The sequence below is a fragment of the Sulfurimicrobium lacus genome (assembly GCF_011764585.1).
Classification (GTDB): Bacteria; Pseudomonadota; Gammaproteobacteria; order Burkholderiales; family Sulfuricellaceae; genus Sulfurimicrobium; species Sulfurimicrobium lacus.
Window position 1 is genome coordinate 1,446,060 of sequence record NZ_AP022853.1, and the last position, 20,099, is coordinate 1,466,158.

The 20,099-nt window shown below is 55.0% G+C and carries 17 protein-coding genes and 1 tRNA gene; 13 read left to right on the top strand and 5 right to left on the bottom strand.

What is annotated here, in order from left to right; all coding sequences use genetic code 11:
* Positions 1-76: 76 nt before the first annotated feature.
* The 3 genes from yajC to queA are packed head-to-tail and all read right to left on the bottom strand — an operon-like array spanning position 77 to position 2,605.
* Positions 77-397: a preprotein translocase subunit YajC gene (gene yajC / locus SKTS_RS07255; protein ID WP_173062462.1), complete on the bottom strand. Its 321-nt coding sequence runs from the start codon at positions 395-397 to the stop codon at positions 77-79.
* Between the two features lie 43 nt (positions 398-440).
* Positions 441-1,544, bottom strand: coding sequence for a tRNA guanosine(34) transglycosylase Tgt (gene tgt, locus SKTS_RS07260; RefSeq protein ID WP_173062465.1), 1,104 nt, complete (start codon positions 1,542-1,544; stop codon positions 441-443).
* Complete coding sequence (gene queA, locus SKTS_RS07265) at positions 1,541-2,605, bottom strand: tRNA preQ1(34) S-adenosylmethionine ribosyltransferase-isomerase QueA (protein WP_173062468.1); 1,065 nt, start codon at positions 2,603-2,605, stop codon at positions 1,541-1,543. The genes tgt and queA overlap by 4 nt, the downstream gene beginning before the upstream one ends.
* A gap of 46 nt (positions 2,606-2,651) precedes the next feature.
* On the opposite strand from queA, the gene SKTS_RS07270 reads away from it, so the two are divergent.
* The 8 genes from SKTS_RS07270 (at position 2,652) to SKTS_RS07305 (ending at position 9,335) form a co-directional block, all read left to right on the top strand.
* Positions 2,652-3,008 (top strand): hypothetical protein, encoded by a 357-nt coding sequence (locus tag SKTS_RS07270; protein ID WP_173062471.1) that lies wholly within the window; start codon positions 2,652-2,654, stop codon positions 3,006-3,008.
* 100 nt (positions 3,009-3,108) lie between these two features.
* Positions 3,109-3,195 (top strand) — tRNA-Leu (locus SKTS_RS07275).
* Between the two features lie 222 nt (positions 3,196-3,417).
* A complete protein-coding gene (locus SKTS_RS07280; protein WP_173062474.1) occupies positions 3,418-4,893 on the top strand; it encodes a mannose-1-phosphate guanylyltransferase/mannose-6-phosphate isomerase in 1,476 nt (491 codons plus the stop codon).
* Positions 4,894-5,138: 245 nt separating this feature from the next.
* On the top strand, positions 5,139-5,837 hold the full coding sequence (locus SKTS_RS07285) for a hypothetical protein (protein ID WP_173062477.1): 699 nt from the start codon (positions 5,139-5,141) through the stop codon (positions 5,835-5,837).
* A gap of 46 nt (positions 5,838-5,883) precedes the next feature.
* Complete coding sequence (locus tag SKTS_RS07290) at positions 5,884-6,156, top strand: HPr-rel-A system PqqD family peptide chaperone (RefSeq protein WP_173062480.1); 273 nt, start codon at positions 5,884-5,886, stop codon at positions 6,154-6,156.
* Positions 6,157-6,158: 2 nt separating this feature from the next.
* On the top strand, positions 6,159-7,073 hold the full coding sequence (locus SKTS_RS07295) for an HprK-related kinase A (protein WP_173062482.1): 915 nt from the start codon (positions 6,159-6,161) through the stop codon (positions 7,071-7,073).
* A gap of 1 nt (position 7,074) precedes the next feature.
* Positions 7,075-8,151: a nucleotidyltransferase domain-containing protein gene (locus SKTS_RS07300; RefSeq protein WP_173062485.1), complete on the top strand. Its 1,077-nt coding sequence runs from the start codon at positions 7,075-7,077 to the stop codon at positions 8,149-8,151.
* Positions 8,152-8,480: 329 nt separating this feature from the next.
* A complete protein-coding gene (locus tag SKTS_RS07305) occupies positions 8,481-9,335 on the top strand; it encodes a transglycosylase SLT domain-containing protein (RefSeq protein ID WP_244617469.1) in 855 nt (284 codons plus the stop codon).
* Between the two features lie 32 nt (positions 9,336-9,367).
* Here SKTS_RS07305 and SKTS_RS07310 read toward each other — a convergent pair whose 3' ends face one another.
* Both SKTS_RS07310 and SKTS_RS07315 read right to left on the bottom strand, forming a co-directional pair.
* Positions 9,368-10,402, bottom strand: coding sequence for an SDR family oxidoreductase (locus SKTS_RS07310; RefSeq protein WP_173062488.1), 1,035 nt, complete (start codon positions 10,400-10,402; stop codon positions 9,368-9,370).
* Positions 10,403-10,420: 18 nt separating this feature from the next.
* Positions 10,421-11,701, bottom strand: a complete 1,281-nt coding sequence (locus SKTS_RS07315; RefSeq protein WP_173062505.1) for a nucleotide sugar dehydrogenase — start codon at positions 11,699-11,701, stop codon at positions 10,421-10,423.
* A 239-nt stretch (positions 11,702-11,940) separates the two neighbouring features.
* Between SKTS_RS07315 and SKTS_RS07320 the strand changes: the two genes are divergently transcribed.
* The 5 genes from SKTS_RS07320 (at position 11,941) to SKTS_RS07340 (ending at position 20,093) form a co-directional block, all read left to right on the top strand.
* On the top strand, positions 11,941-12,732 hold the full coding sequence (locus SKTS_RS07320) for a S1 family peptidase (protein WP_173062508.1): 792 nt from the start codon (positions 11,941-11,943) through the stop codon (positions 12,730-12,732).
* Positions 12,733-13,334: 602 nt separating this feature from the next.
* Positions 13,335-14,732 (top strand): TIGR03013 family XrtA/PEP-CTERM system glycosyltransferase, encoded by a 1,398-nt coding sequence (locus tag SKTS_RS07325; RefSeq protein WP_173062511.1) that lies wholly within the window; start codon positions 13,335-13,337, stop codon positions 14,730-14,732.
* Between the two features lie 19 nt (positions 14,733-14,751).
* Positions 14,752-16,830, top strand: a complete 2,079-nt coding sequence (prsK, locus tag SKTS_RS07330) for an XrtA/PEP-CTERM system histidine kinase PrsK (RefSeq protein ID WP_173062515.1) — start codon at positions 14,752-14,754, stop codon at positions 16,828-16,830.
* 17 nt (positions 16,831-16,847) lie between these two features.
* Positions 16,848-18,200: a PEP-CTERM-box response regulator transcription factor gene (gene prsR / locus SKTS_RS07335; RefSeq protein ID WP_173062518.1), complete on the top strand. Its 1,353-nt coding sequence runs from the start codon at positions 16,848-16,850 to the stop codon at positions 18,198-18,200.
* A 54-nt stretch (positions 18,201-18,254) separates the two neighbouring features.
* The gene (locus SKTS_RS07340; RefSeq protein WP_173062521.1) at positions 18,255-20,093 is read left to right on the top strand and encodes an asparagine synthetase B family protein; all 1,839 of its coding nucleotides are present in this window, start codon (positions 18,255-18,257) and stop codon (positions 20,091-20,093) included.
* Positions 20,094-20,099: the final 6 nt, after the last annotated feature.

The window sequence follows — 20,099 nt, forward strand, 5'->3', positions numbered from 1 at the left end:
TTCCGTGAGGGGTAAGGGGTTAGGGGTGAGGCGGAGGAGGGTGGGTTTCTCACCCCTCACGCCTCGCCCCTCACGCTTATATGCTCTTGATCGTGCCTTTGGGCAGCAGGGTGGTGATGGCTTGTTTCTGCACGGTCACGACCACGTTTTCGGCGATTTCCAGGCTGATGTAGCCTTCGTTCACCTTGACCACTTTACCCAGCTGGCCGCCGGCGGTGACGACTTCGTCGCCCTTTTGCAGCGCATCCATCATGTTCTTCTGTTCCTTGGCGCGCTTCATCTGCGGACGGATCAGCATGAAATAGAACAGCACGAAAATCACGACGAGGGGCACGAAACCCATCAGGTCAGGGCCGCCAGTGGTGGTGCCGGCGGCAAAAGCGTTACTAATCAGCACAGTTCGTTCTCCATATATCAGGTCGGATAAAATCCGCGCAATTCTAGCACGGTGTGGCGCGCGCTTGCCTGAACTCCTGCACGAATTCCGCAAAGCGCTGCTCTTCGATGGATTTGCGGATTCCCTGCATCAGTTCCTGGTAGTAATGCAGGTTGTGGATGGTGTTGAGGCGCGCGCCGAGAATTTCGCCGAGGCGGTGCAGGTGGTGCAGGTAGGCGCGGGTGAAGTTGCGGCAGGTGTAGCAGCTGCACTGCTCGTCCAGCGGCGCGGTGTCGAGGCGGTATTGCGCGTTCTTGATCTTGACCGTGCCGAAACGGGTGAACAGCCAGCCGTTGCGCGCATTGCGCGTGGGCATGACGCAGTCGAACATGTCCACGCCCTGGCTGACTGCGTCCATGATATCCTCCGGTGTGCCCACGCCCATCAGGTAGCGCGGCTTGTCGGCCGGCATGCGTGGCGCGGTGTGGGCGAGAATGCGCAGCATGTCCTCCTTGGGCTCTCCCACGCTCAAGCCGCCGATGGCGTAGCCGTCGAAGCCGATGTTCACCAGTTCGCGCAGGGATTCGTCGCGCAGCGGTTCGTGCATGCCGCCCTGGACGATGCCGAACAGCGCGTTGGGGTTGCCCTCGTGGGCTTTTTTCGAGCGCTCCGCCCAGCGCAGCGAAAGACGCATGGATTCTGCCGCGGTCTGGAAATCGGCTGGGTAGGGCGTGCATTCGTCGAAAATCATCACGATGTCGGAATTCAGTACTTTCTGGATGCGCATCGATTCCTCCGGCGTGAGGAAGCAGCGGTCGCCGTTCACCGGCGACTGGAATTTCACGCCTTCTTCTGTGATCTTGCGCAACTCTCCCAGGCTGAAAACCTGAAATCCGCCGCTATCCGTAAGAATCGGCCCGTCCCAGCTCATGAAGCGGTGCAGCCCGCCGTGCGCCGCGATCACTTCCAGCCCGGGACGCAGCCACAGGTGGAAGGTGTTGCCGAGCACGATGTGGGCGCCGATGTCATGCAGCTCGACCGGCGACATGGCTTTCACCGTGCCGTAGGTGCCGACCGGCATGAAAGCCGGTGTTTCCACCGTGCCGTGGGCCAGTGTCAGGGTACCGCGGCGGGCGAGGCCGCTGGTTTGGTGCAGGTCGAATTTCATGATTGCCTTTCGATGAGCATGGCGTCGCCATAGCTGAAAAAGCGGTAGCGTTGTTCTACCGCGTGCTGGTAAGCGCGGCGGATATTGTCCATGCCGGCGAAGGCCGACACCAGCATGAGCAGGGTGGACTTGGGCAGGTGAAAGTTGGTGAGCAGGCGTTCTACCACGCGGAAGCGGTAGCCCGGCGTGATGAAAATGCTGGTTTCGCCGTAACCGGCTTTCAGCTCCCCGTCCGCAGCTGCGGACTCCAGCGCGCGCAGCGAGGTGGTGCCCACTGCCATGACGCGTCCGCCTTCGGCTTTGGCGCGCGCAATCGCGTCCACCGTCGCTTGCGGCACTTGATAGCACTCGCTGTGCATCTGGTGTTCGGCAATGTTGTCCACCCGCACCGGCTGGAAAGTGCCCGCACCGACGTGCAAGGTAACGTAGGCGGTACGCACGCCCATGGCTTCGAGTTCGGCCAGCATCGCCTCGTCGAAATGCAGTCCGGCCGTGGGCGCGGCGACCGCCCCGGGCTCGCGGGCATAGACCGTCTGGTAGCGCGTTTCGTCCACGGCATCCGGCGTGTGGGTAATATAGGGCGGCAGGGGCAGGCTGCCGTGTCGTTCCAGCAAGTCGAGAACGGATTCGTCGCCTTCGAACCTGAGCCGGTAAAGTGCGCCGTTCTTTTCAATCACGGTGACAGCGAGGCAGTTCTCCAGTAGCAGCGCGGAGCCTGGCTGCGGGCTATGGCTGGCGCGGATGTGGGCCAGAACGTGGTGTGCGTCGAGGACGCGCTCCACCAGTACCTCGATTTTTCCGCCGCTGGCCTTGGTGCCATGCAGTCGCGCCTTGATGACACGGGTGTTGTTGAACACCAGCAAGTCGCCCGCTTTCAGAAAAACCGGCAGGTGCCGGAAAAAATCGTCGCGTAGCTTGTTGGCTGGCGCGTCGAGGTACAGCAGGCGGCTGTGGCGCCGCTGCTCGGCCGGAAACTGGGCGATCAGTTCGTCTGGCAGCGCAAAATCGAAATCCGCCAGGGTGAGCGGAGGCGCATCGCTTCCTTTGATCGAAGCAGGCATTGGACTAGAATTCACTAAATTTCTATTAAACGGTTCGGGATTCTGGATGATGATGAAAAAACTGACGGGCTTGATTCTGCTTCTGCTGCTTGCCGCCTGCGATGTCAATCAGCCGAAGGCGCCGCTGCTGAAAGGCCAATGGCAGTGCCGCAGCGGCATCACGATTACTTTCACGGGCCAGCAGGATTATATCGTCACCAGCCCCGCAAGCGAATCAGCCGGAGTGTACAAGTTAACGGTGGGGGAAAACAACTACCACCGCATCGAGTGGAATCCCGGCATAGCGGATGTCGAAGCGCCGCTGCCTACCCGCTTCCGCTATTTCGAGAATGGCAAGCTGGCCCGCCTGTCTTTCTACACGCACGTGGTCGATGATGCCGTGCCGTGCGAACGCAGGTTGTGATGCGGCGGTGCGGCTTGCATGATTCATGGCCAGGCTGCGCCTCGCGGCGCCGCTACTTGCCGTAATTGGTGTTTTGGTTGATAATCGCGGCTCTCTATCAGCCGGGATGGCGGAACTGGTAGACGCACGGGACTCAAAATCCCGCGCTAGCAATAGCGTGCCGGTTCGATTCCGGCTCCCGGCACCAACAAAATCAAGTAGTTCAAGCAAATTTCCACGAGTACGGCTGGCACACAGATATATGCCAATGCTCTTGAATTCTTAGCAAGCCGTGAATCAAACCCAAAGTCAGGGTGAAATGTGTGCAGCCCAATCCAGACAGCTTTAGAATTAATGGCTGAGAGGATCGGATGCTCGGGCATTTATCACGCCACACTATTCACAACCTTGTGACGCATGAGGGTTTTGTATGAAATTAATTCCAACAATCCTGTGTGGCGGGGCCGGTTCCCGCCTTTGGCCCGTTTCCCGGGAATTGCATCCCAAGCCGTTCATCCGGCTCGGCGATGGGCAGAGCCTGCTGCAAAAGGCTTGGCTGCGCGGGGCCGCATTACCCGATGTTGTCGAAACACTGACCGTCACCAACCGCGAATTGTTTTTCAAGACCGAAGACGAATACCGCGAAGTGGCTGACATCGTTGGCGGCAAAGACTTGACCAACCGCTTTATCCTCGAGCCGTTTGGACGCAACACCGCGCCCGCGATTGCCGCGGCCACATTGCAAGTCGCGGCCACGCAGGGCGAAGATGCCTGCCTGCTCGTGCTGGCAGCCGATCACCTGATCGCCGATCAGGCCGCATTTGCCCAAGCCGTCTCCAAAGCCATGCAGCTGGCGGCGCAAGGCAGGCTGGTCACCTTCGGCATCCAGCCGGACATGCCTGAAACCGGCTACGGCTACATTGAGGTCGACCTTGATTCTCCTGTGCCGTTTGTCGGAGGGCCGGCAGGGGAGAGCGCAGGTTTTCCTGTTGCTCGCTTTGTCGAAAAGCCCGATCTGGAAAAAGCCCTGGAATACCTCGCATCCGGCCGCCATTTATGGAACTCGGGCATGTTCTGCTTCCAGGCCGGGACCATGCTGCGCGAGATGCAGCAACATTGCCCGGAGATTCTGGCCGCCAGTCGTGCGTGCCTTGAGCAATCCCGCACGGCAGAAGGCAAGAGTTTCAGCCAGGTAGACCTTGACGCAACTGCTTTCAAACTCGTGCCGGATGACTCCATCGACTATGCCGTGATGGAAAAATCCAGCAACGTCGCCGTCGTGCCATGCAGTATCGGCTGGAGCGACATCGGTTCATGGACCGCGCTGGGCGCCCTTACCGCACCCGATGCACGGGGCAACCGCATCGAAGGTGAAGTCACCCTGCATGATGTCAGCAACTGCTGCATCCATAGCAATCAACGCATGGTAGGCGCAGTGGGCGTCAACGACCTGATCATCATCGATACGCCCGATGCTGTCCTGATCGCCGACCGTAGCCGTGCCCAGGACGTGAAACACATATATGCACGCCTCAAGGCGGAAGGACACAAAACCTACCGTCTGCACTCCACCGTTCACCGCCCATGGGGTACCTACACCGTGCTGGAAGAGGGCAGGCACTTCAAGATCAAACGCATCGAGGTCAAACCTGGCGCCAGCATCAGTTTGCAAATGCACCACCATCGTAGCGAACATTGGGTTGTTGTCAGCGGCATGGCGCGGGTGGTCAATGGCCAGCAAGAACTGTTCGTCAACACCAACGAATCCACCTATATTCCCGCAGGACACAAACACCGCCTGGAAAATCCCGGTTTGCTCAACCTGGTGATGATTGAAGTGCAGAGCGGTGAGTACCTGGGTGAAGATGACATTGTGCGTTTTGATGATGTCTATGGGCGGTCGTGATTTTTTGGCTTGCTAAATGTCGGATTTGTTTACAACTGGATTAAAATAGCGCATGGGGTTAAGAGACTGTCGGCAAGTGAAGTGTATACGCCATTGTTTTTTTTTGAATTAAAAGCCGTGTTATATGCAGTGGAATGGATTTTGCTTTTATTTGAATAAACTCCGCGCTCTTGCTTCAGGCTGGATAAATCGCTTTTACTGTGAATGCTATTTGCCGTCGCAAATCGCGTTTCAAGGAGAATGGCATGAATGCCAAGGAACATCAGGATGGCGAGGTGGAAAAGACACAAGTTTCCCATGATCTCGCTGATTGCACGAAGCCCGTCGATGAATCGCGCAGAGGCTTCACCAAGTCGGGTTTGGCTGCATCGGGAGTGTTTCTAACACTCGCCAGCCGGCCCGTGCTGGCTTGTGTATGCAAATCGCCTTCCGGTTTTCTGTCCGGCAATGTCAGTACTCATGGCACGCCACAAACGTGCAGCGGCCGGACCCCAGGCTATTGGGGTACTCATCCCCAACAGTGGTCATCGCCATATTTGCCGGGCGACTGCAAACATGGAACGTCAGGTACGCACGTGTCGGATTGGTCAGGCGGAACTCAATTCAGCAGCGTTTTTAACTGCAATGGAAATGGATCGATTTACGTCGCATACCAAGAAGAGCACAAAGACTCCAAAAGATCTAAAACAACTTACCAAAGTTCCGTATATAGCATGATGCAGGTGATTTGGCTGGGCGGGGGCGGGGACCCCTACCAGTTGGGGGCGCACATCGTTGCGGCATTACTTAATGCTGTTAAGGGATTGACTCCAACATTGACCGAAGCGCAGGTACTAAACATATTCAACGAATGGAATCTGCATGGCTATTTTGAGCCCACTGCCGGTGTCAAGTGGTACGAGGCGGATATTGTTGATTATTTGAAATCCACCATGCCGTTGTAACCAGCGACTTGCCGCTATCTCCTCCCCGCAGACCTGACAAACAAGAATGATGTGGCGACTGATATCCGGTCATGCGCTTCACTTCCGCTCCTGGAACGATGAGTTCGTTGTATACAACAGCCTCTCTGGGGATACACATCTGCTTGGTTCGGCTGCTGCACATGTCCTGTTGAAATTACAACAAGCGCCAGCGGACGCGGCTGTATTGGCAGAATTTCTCGCGCCGGCGCTACAACCCGGTTTCGATGGCGATTTTGTGCTTGAAATTGAGCATCTTCTCGTGGATCTAAACAGACTTGCACTCGTAGAGCTAAGCTGATTTTGAAAGTTTCCGCACTATCGTTTCAGGAACTCGGAATCCGGCTCAAGAAGGGGGGTATCTTCCTCCGAACCGGCTCGTTTGTTACGCATCTGCAGACCTCGATTTCCAGTGTGGCGGACGGCATCGGGTTGCTCTACGCCGATTACCCTCTGGTGGAGCATGCGGGGTTCGCGGATTTCCACGTGAGCCTGGCGTCTCCCAGAACACTGAGGCGCTGGTTCAAACCCCAGGTTTTATTTCTTTTCGACGGGAAGCCCGCATTCAAACCCCTGCCGCTCGACCAGGCGTTTCCAACATTCGAATGGGGGCTTAATTGGTGTGTATCGAGCCATGCTAATCGTTATCTGATCATCCATGCTGCGGTAGTTGAAAGGGGGGGGTATGCTGCAATTTTGCCCGCCCCACCTGGCTCTGGTAAGAGCACCCTGTGCGCGGCCCTGGTGTGCCGTGGCTGGCGACTGCTTTCGGATGAGCTTGCCCTGGTGCGCGTCAGCGACGGGAAAATCATCCCGCTTCCACGCCCCGTCAGTTTGAAAAATGAATCCATAGATATCATTCAGCGTTATGAGCCGGATGCGGTCTTTAGCCGCAAGGTCAGCGATACGATGAAGGGCACTGTCGCTCACATGAAAGCGCCCTCGGACAGCATCGCCTACGCAACAGAACCTGCTCGTGCCGCCTGGGTGATTTTCCCCAAATACCAGGCTGGTGCTGCCACTCGTCTGGAGGCTTTGCCTCAATCCCGGGCTTTTATGCGCGTTGCGGATAACGCTTTTAATTACAGTTTGCTGGGCGTCAGGGGCTTCGAGACCATGGCGGGCCTGATTGACGCCTCCCTGTGCTATGATTTTTCGTATAGCGTCCTGGACGAAGCCATTGAAACATTTGCCGCATTGAAACCGCCAGTCCCCTGAAGTGAATTCACAACCCTTGGTATTGCAGGCGCTCCGGCAACCCGGTTCGTTGATCTCCCTGAGTCTTGAAGACTGGGACTTGCTCCTGCGTCAGGCGCGACAGGCCAATTTGTTGGCACGCCTCTACGTTTTACTCGACGAACATGGCCTGCTCGAACAGGTGCCGTTTCAACCGCGCGAGCATCTTGAATGGGTGCACGCCATAGCGGAAAGGCACACCCGGGCTATTCACTGGGAAATAAGCCTGATTCGGAAGGCCTTGGCAAGGGTCGGGGTGCCGATCATTCTCCTCAAGGGCGCTGCCTACGTCATGGCTGATCTGCCGTCAGCCCGGGGGCGCCTTTTTACCGATATCGACATCATGGTGCCCAAAGACCGCCTTAATGAGGTGGAGGCCGCCTTGATGCTTCACGGCTGGGCTACAACGCACCACGATGCCTACGACCAGCGCTATTACCGTACCTGGATGCATGAATTGCCCCCCATGCAGCATGTCAGGCGATCGACCGTGATCGATGTGCATCACGCGATTCTGCCGGAAACGGCTGCCATCCATCCTGACCCGGAAAAGCTTCGTGCTGCGGCATGCGCACTGGATGGATGCGATGACATTCAGGTGTTTTCTCCGGCAGATATGGTTCTGCACAGCGCTACTCACCTTTTTCACGACGGCGAACTGGAGAATGGCCTGCGCGACCTGGTCGATATTCACAGCCTGTTATGCCATTTCGACAGCTTGCCGACGTTCTGGTCTGATCTCGCTGAACGGGCGCGGGAACTCGAATTGACGCGGCCCCTTTTCTACGCCTTGCGTTATGCCACGCTTTTCCTGCGCACACCCATCCCAGTCGATGTGCAGGACGCTGCCAGCACCGGTCGCCCCAATCGGCTCACCCTGGCCCTCATGGATAGCCTCTTCACTCGCGCGCTCATGCCCGTTCACCCGAGTTGCTCCGATGGCTTGACGGGCAGCGCGCGCTGGATGCTCTATGTCCGTTCTAACTGGCTGCGCATGCCGCCGTTGCTGCTCGCGCGCCATCTATTTCACAAGGCTTTCTTTTCACCCAAGGCTGAATAAGCAAAGCTGAGGTAAACGGTCTGCCGGCAAAATATATGTCGGAAACTTTTACACTTGTAGTGTGATGCTTCGTCATTAATCTCCCTTCCTGGCTATGCGTTCCATAAATACAACGAGTTGTAAACGTTGGAACAGAAAATGCTGAACGATGAACGAGTCGGAATCAATTTTATGTCATTGCTGCCGCAATGCAGGGGAAAGCATTCGTGGGCGCAATAATTACAGATTTGTCGAAGTTGGAAAATATGGGGGGCATTGCAATGGCTTTATCAAGCAAGTCCTTGGCAGTGCTGACAATATTGTTCTTGTGTGGTGGTGGTTCGGGGGCCATGGCTGAACCCAATTCGCCATTAACCATGCCGGAGGCGTCCGAGAATTCGGATAATCCCAAAGCCTTGGTTGATATGGCAGTCAAGTACGAACATGCCGAAGGTGTGCAACAGGATTACAAAAAGGCCGTAGACCTTTATTGCCGGGCCGCGCGTCTGGGTTATGCCGACGCCCAGTACGCGCTCGGCTGGATGTATGCCAATGGCCGCGGCGTTCCCAAGGACGATGGCGTGGCCGCACAATTATTCGCGATGGCGGCCGAACAGGGGCATCAGTATGCTCGAGTGATGATGCGCTACACCAAGGCGAATACCACAACGCCATTGCCTGCATGTTTGTTGCCCGAGAAACCGGCGGACGATGCCTATGACGACGCTGATCACGCAGGTGCAGCAAATTACCCCCAAGGCCCGATCGTCAATCTGGTTCATCAACTGGCGCCTCGCTACGAGGTGGATCCAAAGCTGGCCCTGGCGATCATCTCGGTAGAGTCGGCTTTCAACGTCCGGGCAATATCGCCCAAGAATGCGCAAGGACTGATGCAACTCATCCCCGAAACGGCGCAGCGCTTCCGCGTCAAAAATGCCTTCGACCCGGCAGAAAATATCAAGGGTGGCCTGGCCTACCTGAAATGGCTGCTGTCGTTTTTTAGGGGTAATGTGCCGCTGGTGGCTGCAGCCTACAATGCGGGGGAGGGAGCGGTGGAACGGTATCGCGGAATTCCGCCTTATCCCGAGACCAGGGACTACGTGAAAAAGGTCACGCGTCTCTACAGAAAGCCCACGCACCCCTACCAGTCCAACGCAACGGAGACATCGTCGTTTGCCGTGGTGCAGGTCAGCTACAGCAAATAGGGCTTGATAACAACCGTCCGCCTCTCAACTCTTTATTGGGGCGAGAGGTGTGCGACGTACCAGTCCATGGCTTGCTTGAGCCCTTGATCTATCCGATGGGTTGGCTCGAAGCCTAACAATCTGCCAGCCTTGGAAATGTCGGCCTGGGAATGGCGCACATCTCCTTCACGAAAGTCCACATACTGTGGGCGATGGTTATTCAGGTGGGGGAATTGCTCCAGCAGCAGCGAGCGCATCATTTCATAGAGCTGATTGAGGCTGGTGCGTTCATTGAGCGCCACGTTGTAAACCTGGTTGGTAGACTCCGGACTGTCGGCCAGCGCTGCGAGCACATTGGCTTGAACGACGTTGTCGATAAAGCAGAAATCTCGGCTGGTTTCGCCATCTCCGTTGATATAAAGGGTTTGATTCTTGATGAGCGCGGCCACCCATTGGGGAATTACCGCGGCATAGGCACCATTCGGGTCCTGCCGTGGGCCAAAGATGTTGAAGTAACGTAAGCCTATGGACTCGGTTCCATAGCAGCGGGCGAACACATCGGCGTAAAGTTCATTGACGTATTTGGTGACCGCATAAGGAGAAAGCGGGTTCCCGATCACCGACTCCACCTTGGGAAGGTCGGGATGGTCGCCATAGGTGGAGCTGGACGCGGCATAAACGAAGCGTTTGACCGGGGCGTCGCGAGACGCTACCAGCATATTCAGGAAGCCGGTAATGTTGTTCTCGTTGGCCAGGATAGGGTTTTCGATGGAACGCGGTACGGATCCCAGGGCGGCTTCATGCAGGACATAATCCACATTCTTGCAGGCACGCACGCAATCTTCGAGATTGCGGATGTCCCCTTCAATGAAGTCGAAATTTTCCCATGCTTCCGCTCCCACCAACGCCTGGACTTGGTCGAGGTTGTGCCTGTAGCCAGTTGAGAAATTGTCCAGCCCGGTCACCTTCTGGTTCAGTATGAGCAATGCTTCCAGAAGGTTTGACCCGATGAAGCCGGCAACGCCAGTGATCAGCCAGTGGTATTGGTGACCCTTTAAATGTTGCTGGGCATCTTGAAATCTTGTCATGTACAGCTACCCCTAACTTTAGAGTCTCCAGACACTGAGTCCTGCCTTGCTAAGCGCGGCCTGGTCAAACTGGGATTTTACGTCAATAAAACAGCCCTTATTGGACACCTTGGACTGGAAGTCACTCAGAGGCCTGGCAAGCAATTCCCGGTGTGAAACTGCGGCGACAATCGCATCCGCCTGTGGAAGGTTCTCCCAGGTTTCAAGTTCCAGGCCGTATTCGTGATGGGCTTCCTTCGCATCTGCTACAGGGTCATGGACATGAACTTCGATGCCATAATCCTGGAGTTCCTTGATCACGTCGGCGACTTTGGAGTTTCTCAGGTCAGGGCAGTTTTCCTTGAAGGTCAGGCCAAGCACGTTGACTTTGGCGCCCCTTACGTGGAATCCGGCCTTGATGATCTGCTTAACCGTCTGTTCCGCAACGAACTTTGCCATGCTGTCGTTGATGCGACGGCCTGCCAGGATTACCTGGGGAATGTAGCCGATCATCTCCGCCTTGTGGGTAAGATAGTATGGATCGACGCCGATGCAGTGGCCTCCCACCAAACCGGGGCGGAAGGGAAGGAAGTTCCATTTTGTACCGGCCGCCTGCAAAACTTCCAGTGTATCGATTCCCAGCTTGTCGAAAATGATGGCCAACTCGTTCATCAACGCGATGTTCAGGTCGCGCTGGGTGTTTTCAATGACCTTGGCGGCCTCGGCGACCTTGATGCTGGATGCACGATGCACCCCGGCAGTGATGATGGTTTCGTATAGCTTCGCCACTTTCTCAAGGGTGTCCGCGTCATCGCCCGATACGACTTTTAAAATGGTGGTCAGCGTATGTTCTTTATCGCCAGGGTTGATGCGCTCGGGAGAGAATCCTACGTGGAAGTCTTGTTTCCATTTCATGCCGGAATGTTTTTCCAGAATCGGAATGCAGACTTCTTCGGTTGCACCGGGGTAAACCGTGGACTCGTAGGTGATGATCGCTCCGCGTTTCATGTGTTTACCGACCGTTTCGCTGGCGCCGACGAGCGGCTTGAAATCGGGCTGATGGGCGATGTCTACTGGCGTTGGGACCGCGATCACGATATGGTCGGCCAGGGAAATTTCTGTCGGGTCGGTGGTGACTGTGAGATGGCTTGCTGCCTGGAGGTCTGCGGTCGAAACTTCTCCGGTCGGGTCGATGCATCGCTTATAGTTGTTGACCTTGTCGGTTGACAGGTCAAAACCGATGGTTCTCTGCTTTTTTCCAAATTCGACGGCCAGGGGCAAACCCACATATCCGAGACCCACCACGGCAATGATGCTCATAATGAATAATCCATTGTAATTGTCATATTGAATTTAATCTAACAGATATCCATGCGGGCTTCAATGTTGTGCGTCGACAATATTTCGCTGGGTGTCCGGGATAGGTCGGGCTTACTTTTATGGATTACACTGATATGATGATTTAGGTAAGCTGTCGATCCTTACTCGATCATTGATGCTCAAGCTGGGATTGCGATGACCCCAGCAAGATTTCGTCTGATGCATGCATGGAGGTGACCATGAATATCAAGATGCTGTCGAATACCCGAGCCGGCTTTATTTCAAATTCCCTTTTGTGTCTGTGGTGCTTCTTCGCCAGCCCGCTTTGGGGTGAGGACCTTTCTCGAACCATAGAAGCCGTCAAGCCGTCGATCGTCGGCATCGGCACTTTCCAGAAAACACGCAGCCCATCCTTGAACTTCATGGGAACGGGTTTTGTCGTGGGTGACGGATCGCTGGTGGTGACTAATGCGCACGTGGTTCCAACGGTACTCGATGTCGATGGGATGGAGTCTCTGGTCGTAATCGCGGCGAGAGGGGCCAAGGAGCCTGAGATCAGGACTGCAGTTCGTGTCGCCCTTGACAAGGAGCATGACCTTGCACTGCTCAAAATCGGCGGTGAAGCCCTTCCGGCAATGAAGATCGGGGATTCCGAAACGGTTCGGGAAGGCCGAATGTTTGCGTTTACGGGATTTCCCATCGGCATGATTCTCGGATTTCATCCAGTGACCCACCGCGGAATGCTTTCTTCGATTACCCCTGTCGTATTGCCGGCGTTGAATTCAAAACAATTGGACGTAAAAGCGCTCGCCCAACTACAAAAATCGGCATATACGGTTTTTCAGCTTGATGGAACAGCCTATCCAGGCAACAGCGGTAGCCCGGTCTACGACCCCGAAACAGGGATGGTCTACGGGATTATCAACATGGTATTCGTGAAAGGGGTAAAGGAAAGCGCTTTGAGCCATCCGAGCGGTATTACTTATGCGATTCCCAGTAAATATGTGCGCGAGCTGTTGCAGCGAAAATAATCTCAAGGAAAGTAGAACTCATCTCACAGTGAATTCGTGACATGGTTTGTGCGATTTCAACGGTTCTAGACAGCAGTTGGCCGCAACCTGACCTCAATTTGCGAAGCGTATATTTAATGGTTGGAGCAGTATGAATATACATTCAACACCCTATCGCCATGCTACTACCTTTTCTCTAGCCTCTTATAGCGTGAGCGATCCTGTGCCCCTGGTTAATTTCGCTCTAAATTCTGCATCAGGTATTTGCGTTGCTGCACCAACAACATGAAAACTATTGCGCCTTAAACAAGACAAGAAGCCGACTTGATCTTTGGCTGGTCCTGGACGAAACATCATCGTTATGAACTTATCTTCGATCTCGCCTGCGGTATATGCCGTTGCCAAACGTAAACTATAAAAATCAGATCGTTCGTCAATATGTCAAATTCATTGGATTATAATGACGGCATATTGATGCCGTGCTGTCGAGATGGACATCGGTAACTAATTGGATAGGAGGGAACCCTTTTGTCCTTTATAGATGCTCATCTTGAGCGGTACGAGCCTTGGTTCCTTGGCAGGAGTGGAATCCAGGGCACATAAAAATTCGTGAGGAGCATGGAATGTTTCGGATTGCCAATCACTACGTCTCAATCACAGGAATCATTCTTTTTGCAATTGAAGTGCTTGTGTTGTTGGCTTCAGTCTACTTGGGCGCTTCTATCCGGTTCATGGAAATAGCGCAGCCTTTTGCCACTGAGCATCTAAGTCTTTTTCCGCAGGCAAGCACTTTTGTATTCGTGATGCTCTTGAGCATGACTGCACTAGGGATGTATCAACTGGATTACCGTGAGGATTTCAGGAGTACTTTGCTCCACCTCATGCCCGCGCTTGTCTTGGGATTCGGACTCATAACCCTGATTTTTTACTTGGCACCGGATCTGTATTTCGGCCGCGGAATTTTGGGCATCATCATGCTTCTTTCCGCCTCGGGAATATTTTTGACGCGACTTGTTTTTTATCGGTGGACCGATCTCCGACTCCTCTCGCCGCGCATCATGGTTTTGGGTGTGGGCTCCGTGGCCAAGGAATGCGGGGATCTGGCCTGGAATAATCATTGTTTCCACAAAGGCAATATCGTTGGCTTTGTCCCGATGCCCAATGAAGAATGTCTTGTGCCCTCTTCATCTGTATTACCGGAGAGTGGGTCGCTGCCATCCATGGCAAAGAAATACAACGTGAATGAAATCGTGGTGGCGGTACAGAACCGGCGTAGCGGAAGTTTTCCCATTCAGGACCTTCTGGAATGCAAGCTGAATGGAATCAAAGTAAGCGATGCCGCGTCCTTTTTCGAGCGCGAGGTGTGCCAGATCCGGGTCGATTCGCTTCAGCCGAGCTGGCTGGTATTCGGTGGGGGATTTGACCAGGGGGTCCTGCGTGCCGGCATAAAGAGGAGCTTCGATTTATTTGCAAGCATAATCCTTCTGATCGCCACCTTTCCCATCATGTTGATTACCGCCCTGTGTGTCGTTATCGAAGACGGTATGCCCATCCTTTATCGTCAGGAAAGAGTGGGCAAGGACGGTCGCCCCTTTATGGTCATGAAGTTCCGCAGTATGCGAAACAACGCCGAGAAGGAAGGGAAGCCGCAATGGGCGGCTGAGAACGACCCACGCACCACGAAGGTGGGGCGGATCATCCGTAAATTGAGAATCGACGAGCTTCCTCAAATCCTCAATGTCCTCAGGGGGGAAATGAGTTTTGTCGGACCCCGACCGGAACGCCCCTTCTTCGTGAAACAACTCTGCGAGGAGATACCCTATTACAATGTGAGGCACAGCATCAAGCCGGGCATTACCGGCTGGGCTCAAGTGCGCTATCAATATGGTGCGTCGGTCGAGGATGCCATACAAAAGCTCCAATACGACCTGTACTATGTGAAGAACAACAGTTTGTTCCTGGATATAATCATATTGATAGATACTGTCCAGGTAGTCCTGTTTGGTAAAGGCGGGAGATGATTTCGGGACTCGGCTTTCCATGTTGACAAGCGTTGCGGCATATAGTTATTCCATCGCGGCACTCGCGTTTCTATTCTTGAGCGGCCTCCTGCTGACCAGCTGGCGCGGTCGGCTTCATGGGATAAGGCTGACCATCGCCTGCCTGCTTTCTGCGCTTTGGGCTGCGACGGTTGCCTACCAGGTCGCCTGGGGAAAGCCCTTGTCGTTCCTGACAGATGTCCTGGAAATCTTTCGCAATGCCGGCTGGTCAATTTTCCTGATCATGTTGCTGGAGCCCTTCCAGAAGACGGGGGCTTCCGCCACTGAAAGGGCCAGACCATTTGCCGCAGTTATCGCGGCTATATATTTGTTGCTTCTTGTCGCGACCATATTCATTCACTGGCGAAGCGGGCCGCCTCAGGAAACGCTAGCTTTCATGACGCTCGTCACCGGGCGTGTGGCCATGGCAATCATGGGCATGATCCTGGTGGAGCAGTTCTACCGGAACACCCCTGCCAAGCAGCGCTGGGGGATAAAATATGCTTGCCTGGGTATCGGCGGCGTGTTCGCCTATGATTTTTACATGTACAGCGACGCCATGTTGTTCAGACAAGTGAATTCGGAAATATGGGCAGCACGAGGGATCGTCAATGCCCTGATCGTTCCTCTTATCGCAGTATCGGCTGCACGCAGTCCGCAGTGGTCGTTGGGGATTTCGCTGTCGCGTCGCATCCTGTTTCATTCGGCGGCCCTGTTCGGTGCCGCACTCTACTTGCTGGCGATGGCCGCGACCGGCTACTACCTGCGTTTTTTCGGCGGAAGTTGGGGGACGGTCTTGCAAGCGGCATTCTTGTTCGGTGCCGTGATTTTGCTAATGGGGGTGCTTTTTTCCGGAACTTTGCGTTCATGGCTCAAAGTATTCATCAGCAAGCATTTTTTTATTTACAACTATGATTATCGCGAGGAATGGCTGCGCTTTACCCGTACCCTGTCCGAGGTCGGACATGGACTGGGGGAGCGCACCATCCAGGCCGTAGCCGAGTTGGTGGAAAGTCCCGGTGGGGCTTTGTGGATCAACCGGGAATCCGGTAGTTGCGAACTCGTGGTGCACTGGAATATGCCCTTGGCCAAAGGGGACGAGCCGGCAAATAGTTCCTTTTGCCAATTCCTGGAAAACAAGCAGTGGGTGATCGATTTGCAGGAATACGACTCAAGCCCTGAAAAATATGGAGTAATTGCCATGCCGCAATGGCTGCGCTCCATTCCCAAGGTTTGGCTGGTGGTTCCGCTGATTCAGCAGCGGAAGCTGTTTGGCTTCGTGGTACTGGCGCAGCCAAGGAGCAAAATCAGGTTGAATTGGGAGGTGAGCGACCTGCTCAAAATCGCCGGCAAACAGGCAGCAAGTTACCTTGCACAACAGGAAGCGGACAAGGCGCTCATGGTGGCGCGTCAGTTTGAATCTTTCAATCGCATGTCCACCTTTGTGGTGCACGACCTGAAAAACCTTGTTTCCCAGTTGTCCCTCATGCTTTCCAACGCCGAAAAACACAAGAATAATCCCGAGTTCCAGAAAGATATGATCGAGACGGTGGATCTTTCCATTCAGAAAATGAAACGGCTTCTGCAAAAACTGAGTAGCGGAGCGTCCATCGAAAAGCCGGCACCGCTATTTATCGACCAGCTCTTACAGCAAGCGGTGGCAGCAAAATCCGCTGTCGAGCCGAAGCCGGTGCTGGAAATACTGGAGCCTGGTCAGATGGTAATGGCAAACTGGGCACGCCTCGAACGGATAATCGGGCACCTTATACAGAACGCCATGGAAGCCATTCCGCGAGACGGCCAAGTACGTGTGTGCCTGACCAAGGATAACGATGCCGCAATCGTGGAGATCAAGGATACGGGGCATGGCATGAGCGAAGCATTTATCCGCGAGCGGTTGTTCAAACCTTTTGAATCCACGAAATCGGCAGGCATGGGCGTTGGTGTGTTTGAGAGCCGGGAATATGTCCACGAACTTGGCGGAAAACTTGAGGTGACCAGCGAGCCGTCAATCGGCACGACCTTCCGCATGACTTTGCCGCTTTGCAATCAGAACCACGCTGTCGAGAAAGCCGCATAACCGGCAAGAGGGAACCAGTGAGCCAAACCAAAAAACACCTGCTGATTATCGAAGACGACCCCGGCTTGCAAAAACAGCTACGCTGGAGCTTTGACGCATACGAAGTGCTGGTGGCGGGGGACCGGGAAAGTGCACTGGCGCAGGTTAGGCGCTACGAACCCGCGGTCGTAACCATGGACCTAGGACTTCCCCCCGACCCGGACGGCGCTTCCGAAGGCTTGGCCACCCTGAAGCAGATACTTGCGCTCGCACCCGACACCAAGGTGATCGTCCTTACCGGCAATCAGGATCACGCCAATGCGGTGAAAGCCATCGGAATGGGCGCTTATGATTTCCATCAAAAACCATTCGACCCCGAGATGCTGGGGCTGGTGATCGAGAGGGCCTTCTACCTGAATGCGCTGCAGCAGGAAAACCGCCGTCTACTGCAGACTCAATCCGATTCCCCTTTATCCGGGATTATCAGCCGGGATCCCAGCTTGGCCAAGGTATGTCGTAACGTGGAGAAAGTGGCTCCTTCCGATGCCACTGTTATGCTGTTGGGTGAAAGCGGAACGGGCAAGGAGGTGCTGGCGAAAGCGTTGCATCAGCTAAGCCCCAGGCATGGGAAGCGTTTCATGGCCATCAATTGTGCGGCGATCCCGGAAAACCTCCTGGAAAGTGAGCTGTTCGGCTACGAGAAAGGCGCTTTTACCGGTGCGGCCAAGCAGACCCTGGGTAAAATAGAACTCGCCAATGGGGGCACCTTTTTCCTCGATGAGGTGGGGGATCTTCCCATGGCTTTGCAGGCGAAACTTCTGCGCTTTCTGCAGGAACGGGTGATCGAAAGAATCGGGGGACGAGAAGAAATTCCCGTGGATGTGCGTATTGTCTGCGCCACCCATCAGAACCTGAAAGAACTGATCGTGGCTGGGCGATTCCGGGAAGATCTCTATTACCGCTTGAGCGAGATCGTGGTAACCATTCCCCCCTTACGGGACCGGGTGGGCGATGCCACGCTGCTGGCGCATCACTTCAAGAACAAGTTCAGTACGCATGAGGGGCGTTCTTCGCTGAATTTCAGTCAGGAGGCGCTGGTCGCGATCGAAAGCTATTCATGGCCGGGTAATGTGCGTGAATTGGAAAACTGTATCAAGCGTGCAGTAATCATGACTGACGGTCCACAAATTAGCGCAGAAGATCTTGGATTGCAGGATTCACCCGCAATGGAAGAACCCATCAACCTGCGCCAAGTGCGTGAAGAAGCCGAATACAAGGCCTTGGTGAAGGCTTTGGCAAGGGTGGATGGCAATCTTGTCAAGGCAGCAGAACTGCTCGGCATCAGCCGCCCCACGATTTATGACCTGATGAGCCGTCATGGGATCAAGTAAGAGACTAGCGGAGCATAAAGGGGCCGAAGTGATCGAAAAAATCAGGAAATCGTCGTGAGCGGCCTGTGCGGATGGATCGGCCATGGTGCCGCGGCAACGGATAATCGTCAGCTGGTCGAGAAAATGGCCGGAGCGCTGGCTCGTTTCGACGCCAGCAGCATTCAGTCGTTGGCGGGGGGGGAGAGCGCCCTCGCGGTTTCTGCCAACCGCGAGAGCGCGCATGTTTACCAGAAGGAGGGCCTTCTGGTCGCAGTATGGGGCCAAGTCGGATTCAAGGATGCGCGGCTAGCGCAGATGGCGCGGGCAGAGGGAGTGGCCAAAATCCTGGCCGATGGCTGGCGGGCGAAAGGTGGGCAGGCTTGTGCGGATTTGTCAGGCGCATTTTCTCTTTGCGTCCTGGACGAGAACGCAGGCGAAGCTCTTCTGGCAATCGACCGCATGGGCTCCAACCCGCTTTCTTACCAGGTTTCGGGCGAATGCCTGGTTTTCGGTTCTTCAGCAGATGCTCTTAATCTTCACCCGCTGGCAAGGTCGGAAATCGATCCGCAGGGTCTATATAACTACGTCTATTTCCACATGATTCCGGGTGCCGGCACGGTCTACAAGAGCCAGCAGCGACTTCTTCCCGGCGAATATCTCATTTACAGGAATGGAAAGGCGGAAACCCGGAAATACTGGGAAATGCAGTTTCTGGAAGATCAGAAGCTGCCTATGGGTGAACTCAAGCAGGAATTTCTGCAGCTATTGCACTCAAGCGTGCGCGAAGCCGTTGGAACACAGCAAGTGGGGGCCTTTCTTAGCGGCGGGACGGATAGTTCCACGATTGCAGGGATTTTGGGTGCGGTGAGTGGCGAGCCCGCCCGGACCTACTCCATCGGCTTTGAAGCCGATGGCTATGACGAGATGGATTATGCCCGTATCGCGGCACGGCATTTTTCTACCCAGCACCACGAGTACTACGTTACGCCGGATGATGTGGTGGCGGCCATTCCGCAGATTGCGGCGGTCTTCGATCAACCCTTCGGCAACGCTTCCGCGGTGCCCGCCTTTTATTGCGCACGCATGGCAAGAGCGGATGGATTGAGCAGGATTCTGGGCGGTGACGGGGGAGACGAGCTGTTCGGCGGTAACGAGCGGTATGCCAAGCAGCGAATATTTTCGCTCTACGAACGTATCCCTTCGCCGTTGCGCAAAGGGGTCCTCGAACCCCTCGTGTACAATTTTCCCGGTGGCCAGAGGGTTTCGCTGTTGCGCAAGGCTCGCAGCTACATCGAGCAGGCCTCGGTGCCGATGCCGGCGCGTCTGGAAACCTATAACCTGCTGGAGCGCTATGGCCCTGAAAAGGTGTTCACGCGGGATTTTCTGGCGACTGCGGACGCGGGGCAGCCGCTCTCCCGTTTGAACGCAACATACGGCCAAGCCCATGCGCACAGTTTGATCAACCATATGCTTGCGCTTGACCTTAAGTTCACTCTCGCCGACAACGATCTTCCCAAAGTGGTCAAAGCCTGCGAAATGGCCGGGATGGAGGTGGCGTTTCCATTTCTAAACGACGAAATGGTGGCCTTCTCGGCGCGGCTGGAACCTGAGCTCAAACTCAAGGGGACAAAGCTCCGCTATTTTTTCAAGGAAGCGCTGCGCGATTTTCTGCCAAACGAGATCATCACCAAGCAAAAACATGGCTTCGGATTGCCTTTTGGTGTCTGGCTCCAGGACCACAAGCCGCTGCAGGCGCTGGCTGCCGACAGCCTGACCGATCTGAAATCGCGCCACATCATACGCGCCGATTTCATCGATAAGCTGCTGGGGGAACATCTGGACGAGCATGCCGGCTACCACGGCACCATGGTCTGGGTGTTGATGATGCTGGAACAATGGTACCGGCAGCGCTAGCGGTCT

Excerpts from the sequence above, each read along its gene's own strand:
- tgt (WP_173062465.1), bottom strand. The coding sequence starts at position 1,544 with ATGAAATTCGACCTGCACCAAACCAGCGGCCTCGCCCGCCGCGGTACC.
- queA (WP_173062468.1), bottom strand. The coding sequence starts at position 2,605 with ATGCCTGCTTCGATCAAAGGAAGCGATGCGCCTCCGCTCACCCTGGCG.
- SKTS_RS07270 (WP_173062471.1), top strand. The coding sequence starts at position 2,652 with ATGATGATGAAAAAACTGACGGGCTTGATTCTGCTTCTGCTGCTTGCC.
- SKTS_RS07280 (WP_173062474.1), top strand. The coding sequence starts at position 3,418 with ATGAAATTAATTCCAACAATCCTGTGTGGCGGGGCCGGTTCCCGCCTT.
- SKTS_RS07285 (WP_173062477.1), top strand. The coding sequence starts at position 5,139 with ATGAATGCCAAGGAACATCAGGATGGCGAGGTGGAAAAGACACAAGTT.
- SKTS_RS07290 (WP_173062480.1), top strand. The coding sequence starts at position 5,884 with ATGATGTGGCGACTGATATCCGGTCATGCGCTTCACTTCCGCTCCTGG.
- SKTS_RS07305 (WP_244617469.1), top strand. The coding sequence starts at position 8,481 with ATGGCTGAACCCAATTCGCCATTAACCATGCCGGAGGCGTCCGAGAAT.
- SKTS_RS07310 (WP_173062488.1), bottom strand. The coding sequence starts at position 10,402 with ATGACAAGATTTCAAGATGCCCAGCAACATTTAAAGGGTCACCAATAC.
- SKTS_RS07315 (WP_173062505.1), bottom strand. The coding sequence starts at position 11,701 with ATGAGCATCATTGCCGTGGTGGGTCTCGGATATGTGGGTTTGCCCCTG.
- SKTS_RS07320 (WP_173062508.1), top strand. The coding sequence starts at position 11,941 with ATGAATATCAAGATGCTGTCGAATACCCGAGCCGGCTTTATTTCAAAT.
- SKTS_RS07325 (WP_173062511.1), top strand. The coding sequence starts at position 13,335 with ATGTTTCGGATTGCCAATCACTACGTCTCAATCACAGGAATCATTCTT.
- prsK (WP_173062515.1), top strand. The coding sequence starts at position 14,752 with ATGTTGACAAGCGTTGCGGCATATAGTTATTCCATCGCGGCACTCGCG.